At 66.4% G+C, this 12,172-nt stretch carries 13 protein-coding genes; 7 read left to right on the top strand and 6 right to left on the bottom strand.

Features of this window, described 5'->3' with window-relative positions; translation table 11 throughout:
• Positions 1–42 precede the first annotated feature (42 nt).
• Positions 43–888, bottom strand: a complete 846-nt coding sequence (locus A5745_RS16680) for an enoyl-CoA hydratase-related protein (RefSeq protein WP_076059962.1) — start codon at positions 886–888, stop codon at positions 43–45.
• Between the two features lie 73 nt (positions 889–961).
• Between A5745_RS16680 and A5745_RS16675 the strand changes: the two genes are divergently transcribed.
• The 3 genes from A5745_RS16675 to A5745_RS16665 are packed head-to-tail and all read left to right on the top strand — an operon-like array spanning position 962 to position 2,874.
• Positions 962–1,816, top strand: a complete 855-nt coding sequence (locus A5745_RS16675) for an SH3-like domain-containing protein (protein ID WP_076117430.1) — start codon at positions 962–964, stop codon at positions 1,814–1,816.
• A 50-nt stretch (positions 1,817–1,866) separates the two neighbouring features.
• Positions 1,867–2,526, top strand: a complete 660-nt coding sequence (gene scnC, locus A5745_RS16670; protein WP_076059960.1) for a thiocyanate hydrolase subunit gamma — start codon at positions 1,867–1,869, stop codon at positions 2,524–2,526.
• 6 nt (positions 2,527–2,532) lie between these two features.
• Positions 2,533–2,874: a thiocyanate hydrolase gene (locus tag A5745_RS16665; RefSeq protein WP_076117428.1), complete on the top strand. Its 342-nt coding sequence runs from the start codon at positions 2,533–2,535 to the stop codon at positions 2,872–2,874.
• Positions 2,875–2,878: 4 nt separating this feature from the next.
• Here A5745_RS16665 and A5745_RS16660 read toward each other — a convergent pair whose 3' ends face one another.
• Together A5745_RS16660 and A5745_RS16655 are read right to left on the bottom strand one after the other, a co-directional pair.
• Positions 2,879–3,424: a bifunctional 2-polyprenyl-6-hydroxyphenol methylase/3-demethylubiquinol 3-O-methyltransferase UbiG gene (locus tag A5745_RS16660; protein WP_076117426.1), complete on the bottom strand. Its 546-nt coding sequence runs from the start codon at positions 3,422–3,424 to the stop codon at positions 2,879–2,881.
• A 26-nt stretch (positions 3,425–3,450) separates the two neighbouring features.
• Complete coding sequence (locus A5745_RS16655) at positions 3,451–4,551, bottom strand: NAD(P)-dependent oxidoreductase (RefSeq protein ID WP_076117423.1); 1,101 nt, start codon at positions 4,549–4,551, stop codon at positions 3,451–3,453.
• Between the two features lie 184 nt (positions 4,552–4,735).
• Between A5745_RS16655 and A5745_RS16650 the strand changes: the two genes are divergently transcribed.
• A complete protein-coding gene (locus A5745_RS16650) occupies positions 4,736–5,326 on the top strand; it encodes a TetR/AcrR family transcriptional regulator (RefSeq protein WP_076059906.1) in 591 nt (196 codons plus the stop codon).
• A 110-nt stretch (positions 5,327–5,436) separates the two neighbouring features.
• Complete coding sequence (locus tag A5745_RS24770; RefSeq protein WP_076117420.1) at positions 5,437–5,913, top strand: nuclear transport factor 2 family protein; 477 nt, start codon at positions 5,437–5,439, stop codon at positions 5,911–5,913.
• 33 nt (positions 5,914–5,946) lie between these two features.
• On the opposite strand, the gene A5745_RS16640 is transcribed toward A5745_RS24770, so the two are convergent.
• From A5745_RS16640 to A5745_RS16630, 3 genes are all read right to left on the bottom strand, one after another.
• Positions 5,947–6,324 (bottom strand): DUF5073 family protein, encoded by a 378-nt coding sequence (locus A5745_RS16640; protein WP_076059902.1) that lies wholly within the window; start codon positions 6,322–6,324, stop codon positions 5,947–5,949.
• Complete coding sequence (locus A5745_RS16635) at positions 6,324–7,106, bottom strand: heavy metal-binding domain-containing protein (protein ID WP_076059900.1); 783 nt, start codon at positions 7,104–7,106, stop codon at positions 6,324–6,326. Before A5745_RS16635 ends, A5745_RS16640 begins: the two co-directional genes overlap by 1 nt.
• Positions 7,107–7,199: 93 nt before the next feature.
• Positions 7,200–8,585 (bottom strand): wax ester/triacylglycerol synthase family O-acyltransferase, encoded by a 1,386-nt coding sequence (locus tag A5745_RS16630; protein ID WP_076117418.1) that lies wholly within the window; start codon positions 8,583–8,585, stop codon positions 7,200–7,202.
• Between the two features lie 317 nt (positions 8,586–8,902).
• Between A5745_RS16630 and A5745_RS16625 the strand changes: the two genes are divergently transcribed.
• Both A5745_RS16625 and A5745_RS16620 read left to right on the top strand, forming a co-directional pair.
• Positions 8,903–9,646: an ABC transporter ATP-binding protein gene (locus A5745_RS16625; RefSeq protein WP_371336979.1), complete on the top strand. Its 744-nt coding sequence runs from the start codon at positions 8,903–8,905 to the stop codon at positions 9,644–9,646.
• The gene (locus A5745_RS16620) at positions 9,643–12,150 is read left to right on the top strand and encodes an FtsX-like permease family protein (RefSeq protein WP_076117416.1); all 2,508 of its coding nucleotides are present in this window, start codon (positions 9,643–9,645) and stop codon (positions 12,148–12,150) included. The genes A5745_RS16625 and A5745_RS16620 overlap by 4 nt, the downstream gene beginning before the upstream one ends.
• Positions 12,151–12,172 lie beyond the last annotated feature (22 nt).

Genomic DNA, 12,172 nt, shown 5'->3' with positions numbered 1-12,172 from the left:
ACGCTCGGCCTCGAACGTGACTGCAGCGTCACGTTCGCGGGGCTAGTCCCCCGAGTCCGTCTCGTCGCGGCCGATGAATTCGCGCGGCTTCATGCCCGACTGCATGAGCTCGGCCCGCCGCGCCTGAACATCGGACGCCGCACCGACCATGTTGGTCAGGATGTGACTGACCTGCAGATGTACCCGCATGCCCATCAGCTCCCAGGCCCGCTTGACGTTGCTCTTCACCGCCATCAGCGTGGTCAACGGGATTTGCGCGATCTTGCGCGCCATCTCCTCGACGGTGTCCTCGAGATCTTCGCGTGGCACCACCCTGTTGAGCAGGCCCCAATCCAGGGCTTGCTGCGCGGACAGCGTCGGCGCCAGCAACAACCAGTCCATGGTCCGGTGCCAGTTCATCATCAACCACGGCTCGATCATGGTGTGGCCGCCGGGTTCCCCGAGGCTTTGGGCCAGCGGCATCTGGAAATACGCGTCCTCGGACGCCACGCAGAAATCCGTCAGCAGCCCGAGATAAATCCCGCCGCCCATGCAATAACCGTGGATCTGCGAGATCGTCGGTTTGGGGAATTCCCACAAATACAGCGTCGGCCACAGGAACAGGTCCGCGGTGCCCTTATAGAGATCCTCGAACGTATTCCCGAAATCCGGGTACGGGTTCTCGTCCGGACCCCAGCGGGCCACGTGGCCGCCGCAGAAGCCCTTGCCGTTGGCCTTGAGAATGACGACCTTGATCTCCTTGTCGCGGTCGGCCTCCTTCAGGCAGCCGTCGACTTCGGTGACCAGAACCGCATCTTTGGTGTTGGCCTTTTCGGGCCGATTCAGAATGATCCGGGCAATCGGCGGTTCGCGTTCGTAAATGACCGCTTCGAGCTCGCGCCGCTCCATCTTCGTGACATTACCGGACACGGGATTCGCTTAGTGGTTGCGCGATCTCGGCGCTAGGAGTGAGCTGTAGGCCATGACGACTCCGTCGGACCGGGTAGCCCGTCTCGACCTGGTTGCCCGGCTCAAATCCTCCTACCCAGAACTTCCCGACGCGCCGACACCCGATCTGATCGACCACGAGCGGTTCGACGCGTACACCAAGACCCCGCACGACGTCGGCGGCGAACCGGATGCCCCGATCCCGTGGGAGAACAAGCAATACGAGGCATGGGAAGAAAACACCTATGTCATGTGTGAGGTTCTCGGCTGGCGCGGAATCTGGCTGTCGGAGGAACGCCGCCGGATGGGCAACGTCGACCTGGGGCGCACGATCTACCTCGGACTGCCCTACTACGGGCGCTGGCTGCTGGCCGTCGCACGCGTCCTTGTCGAGAAGCATCACATCGGCCTGACCGAGTTGGCCGAACGGATGGCCGAGGTGAAGGGCCGGTATCAAGGTGGCCTGCAGGGCAAGCCCCTCGAGGCCAAGCCGAAGTTCGAAGGCGATCCGTCCACCGTCGACCGCAACCGTCACCATACGCACGCGGTCGGCAAGGGCGACCCCCAGGTGTACGCCGGACAAGCGGGCGAGCCGAAGTTCCGGGTCGGCGACCAGGTCGTCGTTCGGGACCTGCCCATCCTGTTTTATACCCGCACCCAGGAGTATGTGCGTGGCGCCAAGGGCGAGATCGCCGTCGTCTCGTACGAAAGCCCCGCTGCCGAGGATGAAACCTGGGACGGGCCCGACCAGAAGCCCGAATGGTTCTACATCGTTCGGTTCAACCTCGCCGAGCTGTGGCACGGCTATACCGGGCCGGACACTGACACGGTGCAGACGGAAATCCCCGAGCGGTGGCTCGAAGCGGCCGGCGAAAGGACCTCAGCGTGACCGCACACGACCACGACCACGACCACGACCACGACCGTACCGCCGCACCGATGGTGGATGAGATCACCGACTTCGAAGTACTCGAGATCGCCCTTCGCGAATTATGTATCGAGAAGGGGATTTTCACCGCTGAGGACCATCGCCGCTTCACCGAATTCGCCGAGCAGATCGGCCCGACGCCCGCCGCTCACCTCGTGGCCCGGGCATGGCTCGATCCTGGCTTCAAGAAGCTGGCCCTCTCCGATCCGCTTGCGGCCAGTAGGGAAGTCGGTGTCGACTGGCTGCAACCGACGGGTTTCGGAACACCGAGTGACTTCACGGCCTTTCACGTGCTCGAAGACACGCCCACCCTGCACCACGTCATCGTGTGCACGTTGTGCTCCTGCTATCCGCGCCCCATTCTTGGCAATTCACCCGAGTGGTACCGCACACCCAACTTCCGCCGCCGCATCGTGCGCTGGCCGCGGCAAGTGCTGGCGGAGTTCGGGCTGTACCTCCCGGAAGAGGTCGAGATTCGCGTGGAGGATTCCAACCAGAAGCACCGTTTCATGGTGATGCCCGTCCGTCCTGAAGGAACCGAGGGCTGGACCGAAGACCAGCTCGCCGAAATCGTCACCCGCGATTGCCTGATCGGTGTCGCTTTGCCCAAAGCGGGGGTGACCTCCAACGTGATCACCCAAACGCGCCCGGCCATCCATCCCGTGGACTAGCGACAGATGAGCAATTCGATCGCACCGTTGTCCAAAATTGTTGAACGCAACCAGGTCTGGAGCCGCATGGCGGCCAAGCATGGCGTCGATAACCCCGTGCCGCCGTGGAAGACGAGCCTCGACGGCATGTGCGATGCGCTCGACCAAAGTGCTTGCGGCCCAGAAATACTCAGCTTCGTCGATCGGCGTGACGAAGAGGACGCGTTGTCGGCAACCGTTTACTCGAATCTGCCCTACCCCGAGAACCGGCTGGTTGCGCTGGCGCACTCGCTGGTGGCGCGTGGCGTCATCGACGAGGCGGAGCTCGAAGAGCGAATGGCCGTGGTGCGGGCCAGGCTGGAGGCCTGAGTCGTCAAGCGCGGGCCAGCAACCAGGCGCAGCCCTCCCCTTCGCCGGCGGCCACCACGTTGAGTGCGGCGAATGCCGCGGGCAGCTCGCCGGGCGTGGCACGGAATGGCCCGGGCTCGGCCCCTACTTCGCTGAGTGCCGCGATCGCGAGCAAGCCGCCGGGCGCAAGCCGCCCGATGATTGCCCCGTCCAGGCGGCGGTCGCGGAATTTGTGGCAGAGGACGACGTCGACGGGCGGCCCGTCCGGCAGACCGTCGTCGAGATCGACGACATCGAACCGGCAGCGATCGGCGACGCCGCGTCGCTCGGCCAGATGCCGCGCGTGGGTGATGGCCACCGGAGAGACGTCCAGCCCCCAGACCGTCAAGCCTCGGCGGGCCAGCCAGACCGCGCCGAGCCCCTGGCCGCATGCCACATCGAGGGCCCGGCCCGCGGTCGGGAATGCCTCCGCATAGCCGGCGAACACGCCGGGTGGGTCGGGGTCGCCGGCGTCGGCCGGGCCCCGGCTGGTGTACCGCTGATCCCAGCGGTGGCGGTCCTCCCTGCTCACAGGCGCCACCTTAAGCGCGTGGGTGGCTACCGCCGCACGGCCGGTGTCTCCGCGTCGACACGCGGCGCCGGACGGGGGTCGCCCCAGCGTTTCGCGATCGCTCCCCACGGGTCCGCGTGGTGACCGGGGAATCCGCGATACGGCGAGCGCCGACGGAGATACCAACGCAGCACGGGCGCGAGCGGCCGCAGCAGCCAACGGCGCCAGCCCACCCTGGCGCGGATCTCGGCGTACATCGCGGGCAGCGAATGACGTTGGTAACCAAGCACATTCTGCGCGTGCTCGGTGTCCATCCAGTCAGTGGCGAACCAGGCCCGGTCGTCGTCGGGGTTGCCGGGCCGTCCCGCCGGCAACCCGCCCCGCAAGCCCATTGCCGCGACGGCCTCGGTGGTCACGTTGGCCTGCGTGACGCGGTGGGTGTCGTCGCCGCCGACGAGAAATATTTCGCGGACGTGCTCGGTTTCGGTGGCCGCGCGAAATGCGCGGGCGACGTCGCGCACGTCGACGGTTTGGATGCGTCCGTCGGAGGGCAGTACCGCTTCGAAGAAGATCAGGTCGCGGTCCAGTGCCCACTGCGGTTCGGCCAGGAGCACCCCGCCGAGCCGGAGTATCACCCAGTCCAGCTCCGAATTGGTCACGCACTCCTCCGCCAGGACCTTGTGGGCGCCGTAGAGGTCGCTGGGTTGCGTCGGCGTCGACGTCGTCAACAACTCATCGGTGCGGTGCGGATTGCGGGCGCCGTAGACCGCGACGCTGGACGCTTGCACGAAACGCGGCGGGGTCGGCATCGCCGAGGCCGCCCGGACCAGGCTCGCGGTGGCGTCCACATTGACCGCGTGTGCCAGCCCGGGGCGCGCATAGCAGAAAGGCGGAATGATGGCGGCCAAATGAATGACGGCCGTGGGTGTTACGTCGGCGAGCAGGGCGTCCACGTCCGTCGCCGAGGTCAGGTCGGCCCACCGTACGTCCACCCCGGGGCGGGCGGTGAAGGCGTCGGCGCGTTTGCGATTCGCGGGAACGTCGAGATCCGTCGCGACAACCCGGCAACCCTGGCTGGCGAGCTCGGCCACCACCGCCGAGCCGACCAGGCCGAATGCCCCCGTGACGAGAACACAACTATCGGTCATGGCGGCCCCCCTCGACAAATTTCTGGACAGATGTCTGTATTTGGTGCCCGAGGCTAGCGGCTTCACCGCCAGCGGGCAAGGTCAACCAAACTGCGAAAGGACGCCGTATTCGCCGTAATAGGTGGATCGGCGCCGCCCGCGCGCAGAATTGTCGGCTCTACCTTTTGTTCCCTACACTGGACGGGTGTCTAGAGACGTTGCTCCTCCCGTCCGCGCTGGGGCACGCACATCCCGCCGGTCCGACCGCCGGCCCGGGCAGACGATCCGCAAAGTACTCGACGCCGGTCTGGCGGAATTGCGCGAATCGTCCTACGCCACCCTGACCATGCGTGCCGTCGCCAGCCGGGCCGGTGTATCGCCGGCCAGCGCCTACACGTACTTTCCGTCGAAAAGCGCGTTGGTGGCGGCCGTGTATCTGCGCTTACTGCGGGAACTTCCGCTGCACACCCACAACGACACCACCAAGACCCGGGTCAGTGCGACGATGCGGGACATGGCGATGGTCGTCGCCGACGAGCCGGAGTTGACCATCGCATGCGGGGCGGCGCTGATGGCCGACGATCCGGCGGTCAAGCCGCTGCGCGAACAGATCGGCGAAGAGGTGTCCAGACGGATCGGGGCCGCGCTAGGCCCGGGCTGGCCGCGCGCGGTGAAATCCACCTTGCAAATGACTTTCGCCGGTGCCCTGATGACGGCGCGGTTCGTCAGCTACGACGAAATCGCCGGCCAACTCGACGAGGCGGTCAACCTCATACTCGGGGCATCCGTCGCCTGAGACGCCGGACGGCTGTGCCCCCACGGCGCCGTCGCTGCACACTCGAGGCCGTCGGCGCACACTCGATAGAGGGCCGCTGTGACGGGCGGCGAGATCGAGGAGGTCGAACCGTGGACGATGGGCTGCGGTCGGTGGGAGACGTCGGCAGCGCCGACTTCGACGTGGCGGATCGGTTGGCCATCATCAACCTGTTCGGCGCGTACGCCTACACCTATGACGAGAACCTCCTCGACGACTTCCGCGCGCTGTTCACCGAGTCGCCGCAACTCGTCCTGCAGCACGAGGGCAAAACACTCTCGGGAGACGTCGACACGGTGATGAAGTTGCTCGCGGTCCGAAAAGAGGACTTCAAGGCCGAGAACAACCAGCGCCGGCACGCACTGAATTCGTTCTGGTTCTCCAGCCAGGGCGCGACCGAAGCGACCGGATACTGCTATGTCCAGGTGTTCGCGATCCGGGACGGGGGCCCGCCGACCCCCGACCTGTCGGGCTGCTACGAGTTCACCGCGGTCAAGGAGGACCGCATGTGGAAATTCAGCCGGTGGGTGCTGGCGATCGACCAGGCGGGCCCGCGCGACACGGCGTAGGCGCCGAAATGGATTGCATCGCTTGATGATCCCTCATCCGAAGCTTCCCGCCTCGAGCATTTCGAGGGCCGCGTCGATGTTGGGCATGATCGTCGGACCGTAGTTGCTCACCACCTGCCCGAGCGCGCGGGCGATGTGCGGGCCGACGGCGGCCGCGGCGAGGACCTCCTCGGCCAGCACGATGCCATTCACCACGTGGGCCGCGGCGAGCCGCCCGTCTGCGGTGAGCTCGTAGCGCCAGTCACCGATCTGGATGCGCTCGGGCTGCGAGCGGAAAAATCCCCGCCGTGCCGGGGTCAGGATCACTCCCGGCACACCACAGAACACCCTGACCACTAGCCCAACTCCCCCGGGACCGGCCAACGCGGTTCCGACGGCGCGGCTGACCCGGTCGTGGTCGAAGCCCGTCATCACTCGCTCATCGGCAACACGAACGACGGTGTGATGGTCTGGGGTTCGCCGTTGCGGCGCACGGCGGTTCCCGCAACATAGAACTCGACGGTGTGATGTCCCCAGGCATAGTTGGAGACGGCGAAATGCACGCCGACGATACCGTTGCCGCCGTCTCGCTCGGCCTCGCTCTGCATGCGTGACATCGCCAGTTCACGGGCCTGGTAGCTGCCCTGCGTCCACTGCGGCATCTCCGCGTTGCGGCCCACCTGCTTCAGCATCGTCAAAAACCCTTGCACGGCAACGTGGAACACGCAGTTGCCCATCACGAACGCAACCGGCGTATACCCGGAGCGCAGCAGCGTCGTCAGATCCTGTCCGGACAGGTGGCTGGTGAAGGCCTGCCCGTTGCCGCGTCGAAAGGCCCCCGGCTTGGCCGTGTAGCGCACGGCCGTACCGACGGCGATGAACTCGAGGTGTTCGCCCTCTTGGTGACGCCATTCGAGCCGCACACCCACCACGCCGTCCGCACCCAGCGAATCGGCCTCGGCCTGCATCCGCGACATCGCGTTCCAGCGCGCGCGGTACGTCGCGTCGGTGAGCACGGGCAACTCCGATTGTTGCCTGATGCCGGTGAATTGGTAGCCGACGTGATAGACGGAGACGCCCATCACGAGTTCAATCGGCTCGAAACCCGCCCCATGCAGCAAGGCGAATTCATTGATCGACAGGTCAGATGTAAAGACCTTCCCGGCGTGCGACAGCCGTTCGCTGGCGACAGGGTCGAGCGGGTTCGGTTGCATTGGCAAATAGCCTCCTGGGTCCCGCACAGCGTAGGACGCAGGAGGCTCACGCACACCTCTAACCGGCGACTAACCGGCGACTAACCGGCGACATCAGCTATCTTCCGGTTGCCCTGCAGGGCATTCCAGCAACTCTTTGAGCGCATCGGGAAACGCGTCGGCGATACCCCACAGGTCCGGCACCAGGTCGGGGCAGGCGATGATGCCGATACCGAGTCCAGTGTTGAGCGACATGACGGTGATGTTGAGTCCGGCGAAGCCGAGGACCGGGCCGAGCGGATACATCGTGTCGACTTGGCAACCGAGGAAATACAACTGGGCCTGCGGTCCGGGCACATTCGACAGGATCAGGTTGTAGACGGGACTGTGCGGAATACGGGGCAGGATCCGCATGGCGGTCCCGAACATCGTCGGGCCGCCGAACTGAGTCCAGTCGTGCAGCAAGGTAGGACCCATCGCCGTGGTGTGGTCCTTTGCGGCGGCGTTTCCAGTGGCGATCGTGTGAATGCGCGTGGCGGGGTCGCTGATCTGGCTCTCCACGCGGCAGAACATCCATGTGGTGTGGTTGCGCCCGGGTCGGTCGGATTTGCCGTGCACCGACACCGGGACGGCGGCCACCAGCGGGGTGTCGGGCAGCTCGCCGCGCTCGAGCAGGAATCGCCGCAACACCCCCGCGCACAGGGCCACCACCACGTCGTTGATGGTCACCCCGAACCGCTCCTTGACCCTCTTGACGTCGCGCATGTCGAGCTGGGTGTAAGCGATGTTGCGAGTCGCACCGACCGGGCCATTGAACGGGGTCGGTGGGGCATTGAAGGGCGCGGCCATGGTGCGGCCTTCGCGCGCGCGCAGAGCCGTCTGTATCAGTGTTCGCATCGTTGCGGGGACCACAGTCGCCAGGCGCAACGGTCGCATCGCGAATCCCATCAGTCCGCTCGCGGCGATCTGCAGCGGATTGCCGCCACCGGCGCCCCGGACTGCCCTGGGTGGCGGCGCGTCGGGCTGCAGGCTGCAGAGTTGGGCGAGCAGGTTCGCGCCCCCAACCCCGTCGACGATGGCGTGATGAACCTTGAGCATCACTGTCACCGCGTCACTCCGTACGCCGCCCTCGAGCACCCACATCTCCCACAGCGGGCGATGGCGATCCAGCGGCAACCCGGCGATATACCCGCAGATCTCCGCCAGGTCGCGGCGGCCCCCAGGCCCGGGCACGTCGAGACGATGCAGGTGGCGCCTCAGTTGGAACTTCTCGTCGTCCACCCACACCGGGTGGTCCAGGTTCAGCTGGTTGTCGGCGAGCTTCATGCGGAATTCCGGTACGGCCCTCACGTGCTTCGCCAGTGCGGCGCGGTAACGGCGGTACGTATAGCCGCCGGGCATCGTCGACGTGTCCAGCTCCAAGATGCAACACACGTTTAGCGGCTGCGTCGGCGTTTCCATATAGAGGAAGAACGCGTCAAGCCCACTCAGTCGTTCCATACTCGCCTTCTCGACTATTGATGTCGAGAACCCCCGGTTCCCCAACAGAGTTTAAGTAGCAGAGATGTGGAGATCCACCGTCTGACAGGTCTTTTCGCGTTAAATCCGTATGAGCGCGATGCGATTTCGCGGATTCGGACACAACGACATCCCGGGCGCGCCCGCACCCAGTTGTTGACGGACGGACTTCCCCGAACGGCGAGGAACCTAAACATCAGAGCCTGGCCGACCCTCGCGCCCGCTGCCGCCGGCTGAACCGATCGGGGTTCGGACTCGTTATGTCGGATATCAGCGCCGTGCGGACTCGCGGGAGGATCATGTTCAGACGGGTCGACACCTGCGCCGGTCCCAAACACAAACTGCTGACCATCGATCTCCTGGACGTGGTGCGCGAGTACCGGGTCGGCGGCCAAACCGTGCGCGCGCTCGACAAGATCAGCCTGCGGCTCGAGGGTGGGCAGTTCATCTCGATGGTCGGGCCGTCGGGGGCGGGCAAGAGCACGTTGCTGCATCTGCTCGGCGCGTTGGACTCGCCGGACTCCGGTTCGATCGAATTCGACGGCGACGAGATCGGCCAACTTTCCGACGGGCAGCAGTCGGAGTTTCGCCATCATCGCGTGGGCTTCATATTCCAGTTCTTCAATCTGCTGCCAACCCTGTCGGCGTGGGAGAACGTGGCGGTGCCGAAGCTGCTCGACGGCGTCCGGCTGGGCAAGGCCAAACCGGAGGCGATGCGGCTGCTCGAACGAGTGGGGCTGGGCAACCGGACCCAGCACCGCCCCGCGGAGCTGTCCGGCGGCCAGATGCAGCGCGTCGCCGTGGCTCGCGCGCTGATGATGGACCCGCCGCTGATTCTCGCCGACGAACCGACCGGGAACCTCGATTCCACAACGGGGGCTTCGATTTTGACGCTGCTGCGCGACGTGGCGCACGAACCCGGCCGTGGCCGGATGGTGGTGATGGTGACGCACAATCCGGAGGCCGCCGAAGCGACGGATCGGATGATCATGCTGCAGGACGGCCGCGTCGTCTCACACGACCGCTCGGCGGTCCTGGTGTGAGACCGGCCCGGGCAATCGGTGCCGCGGCGAGCCGGCTGCGCGTGTTCAGCCTGCGTGAACTCGCCGTGCATCGGCGGCGCACGCTGGCGTCGATCGCCGTAATGGCGGTATCCGCAATGTATCTGGTCGCCGTGTTCGGCATCTTCGGCTCGATCACCGGATCGGTCAACCGCCTCGCCGACGGGATCGCCGGCATCGCTTCGCTCGAGGTGTCGGGCATCACCGACGCGGGTTTTCCCGACACGATAGCCGCCGACGTGGCCGGCGTACCCGGCGTGGCGATTGCGGCGCCGATGATTCGCACGTCGGCGTCCACATCGTCGGGACCGGTTCTGCTGTTCGGCGCCGACGACCGTGTCGCGGCGTTGGGCGGCGCCCTGAAAGACGCCTTGAAGGGCGGCGGGGCTGCGCAGCCAGCCGGGCCGGCGAACGGAGTCCGCGTCGGACCGGGCGTGGGTCACGCCAAAGACGAGACGTTTCAACTCGGCTCCGGTTCGGTCACGGTGACGGAGGTGCTCACGGGCAAGCAGGTTGCGGCCCTCAACGGCGGACACTACGTTCTCGCCCCACTTATATTGGCGCAGAACATAACCGGGCGTCAGGGGCAGCTCGATTCGATCCTGATCACCGTCAATCCCGGCGCGGACCTAGCCCAGGTTCGCGCCGCGGTCAGCGCCGCGGTGAACGGAAGAGCCATCGTCGCCGATCCGGGTATGAGGGCGACCCGGGCCGGCGACGGTGTCAAGCTGATGAACTACATGGCGCTGATGGGCGCGATGGTCGCGCTGATGGTCGGTGCGTTTCTGATCTACACCACGATGACCATGGCGATCACGCAGCGCCGGCCGGTCATCTCGATGCTGCGCGCGATCGGCGGCCGCCGCACGATCATCGTTCGGGACATGCTCGCCGAGGCGGCGCTGCTGGGAACGATCGGCGGTGCCATCGGGTCTGGCATCGGAATACTGATGGGACGCATCGCGATTGGCCGTTTGCCGCCGGCCATGACCCAGGGGCTCGAAGCGCGTGTCGAGTACTGGCTGCCCGGCTACGCGATACCGGCCGCCGTCGTGGCCACCGCGCTCACCAGTGTGATCGCGTCGGCGATGGCCGCGCGGCAGGTGTACAAGGTGGCACCGATCGAGGCGCTGGCGCCCGCCGGGGTTTCCGCGGCGGACCGCGTGCCCCGCTGGCTGCGGATCACGACCGGGATAATGGCCGTCGTCGTCTTCGCGGTGGCGCTTTTCGTGGTCATCACTCAACGGGGCGTCGCGGCTTTTGTCGGGATGTCCGCGGTGTTCTCGGCCGAGGTCGCGCTCGGTTTCGCGCTGACCGTACCCATCGTCAACGCGACGGCCGCGACCGCGCGTACCTTCGGCTCCGTCGGGGCGTTGGCGGCGGCGACCATCGAGCGCGCGCCGCGACGGGTATGGGCGACGGTGATGACCGTGCTGATCGCGGTGGTCACCACCGTCGCGATTACCGGCACGAACAACGACATGATCCGATCTGCGCGAAGCATCTTCGTCCCGGTCGCCGGCGTCCCCGTCTGGGTGAGCGCAAATCCTCCCGACAGCTTCCCCACCGATCCGCTGCCGCAAGGGATTTCCGAGAAGGTGGCCGCGGTGCCGGGCGTCGGCCGCGTCATCGAAGGCGCGTTCGGTTTCGCGGAAGTCGGGGGCGCCCGGGTGATGCTGGACGGCTTCTCCCCCGGATCCGCCGACCCGCTGTATCGCGCGCTTGACGAGGGGGTGCGCAACCGGCTGCTGGACGGCCGGGGCGTGGTGCTGTCACAGAACCTGGGCAAGGTTCTGCACGTCCGGGTCGGCGATCAACTACGGATGCAGACGCCGCACGGGGTGCAGCAGGCAACCGTGCTGGCGCTGGTGCCCTACTTCTCGACGGTCATCGGCACCGTCGGGATGGGCCTCGATCAGATGCGCGCCTGGTTCGACCGCCCGGTGACGACGACATTGCAGATCGCCGCCGCGCCAGGCGTGGATCCGCACCGACTGCTGGCCGACGTCCGCCGCGTGGTGCCCGCGCCGACCTATGTCTATGACGGCCGCGCCGAGCTCGCCGGCCTGGAGGCACCGATGCATCAGAGCATGTTCATCGCCAACGCCGTGTGGATCATCGTCGTCCTCGTGGCCGCGGTGGCGCTGCTGAACACGCTGACGCTGTCGGTGCTCGAACGGCGCCGCGAAATCGGCGTGTTGCGTGCGATGGGCGCCAGCGGCCGATTCACCCTGCAGATGGTGCTGGTCGAGGCGACGGGCATCGGCGTTGTCGGCGGCGCCTTGGGCCTGGCGTTCGGGTGTGCGGACCAATGGCTGTTCAGCCTCGTCAGCGGCGACATGATGAATTTTCAGGTCGCCTTCAGGCCCAGCCCGACGGCCCTTGCCTTCACCCTCGGGGCGGTGGCGATCAGCCTGCTCGGCTCGGCGCCGCCCGCGCGGCGCGCCGCGCGACTCAACATCATCGAAGCGGTAGGCGTCGAGTAGCGGGCTAGTCCACCCGGGCTAG

The sequence above is a fragment of the Mycobacterium sp. IS-2888 genome (assembly GCF_001954215.1).
In the GTDB taxonomy this organism is placed as follows: Bacteria; Actinomycetota; Actinomycetes; order Mycobacteriales; family Mycobacteriaceae; genus Mycobacterium.
Note: the sequence above shows the minus strand (reverse complement) of the source record. Positions and strands in the feature narration are given on the sequence as shown.

What these genes read in the sequence shown, in the direction of transcription:
- A5745_RS16665 (WP_076117428.1), top strand. Translation starts at nt 2,533, where the DNA reads ATGAGCAATTCGATCGCACCGTTGTCCAAAATTGTTGAACGCAACCAG.
- A5745_RS16640 (WP_076059902.1), bottom strand. Translation starts at nt 6,324, where the DNA reads ATGACGGGCTTCGACCACGACCGGGTCAGCCGCGCCGTCGGAACCGCG.
- A5745_RS16630 (WP_076117418.1), bottom strand. Translation starts at nt 8,585, where the DNA reads ATGGAACGACTGAGTGGGCTTGACGCGTTCTTCCTCTATATGGAAACG.
- A5745_RS16680 (WP_076059962.1), bottom strand. Translation starts at nt 888, where the DNA reads ATGGAGCGGCGCGAGCTCGAAGCGGTCATTTACGAACGCGAACCGCCG.
- A5745_RS16625 (WP_371336979.1), top strand. Translation starts at nt 8,903, where the DNA reads ATGTTCAGACGGGTCGACACCTGCGCCGGTCCCAAACACAAACTGCTG.
- scnC (WP_076059960.1), top strand. Translation starts at nt 1,867, where the DNA reads ATGGTGGATGAGATCACCGACTTCGAAGTACTCGAGATCGCCCTTCGC.
- A5745_RS16655 (WP_076117423.1), bottom strand. Translation starts at nt 4,551, where the DNA reads ATGACCGATAGTTGTGTTCTCGTCACGGGGGCATTCGGCCTGGTCGGC.
- A5745_RS16635 (WP_076059900.1), bottom strand. Translation starts at nt 7,106, where the DNA reads ATGCAACCGAACCCGCTCGACCCTGTCGCCAGCGAACGGCTGTCGCAC.
- A5745_RS16675 (WP_076117430.1), top strand. Translation starts at nt 962, where the DNA reads ATGACGACTCCGTCGGACCGGGTAGCCCGTCTCGACCTGGTTGCCCGG.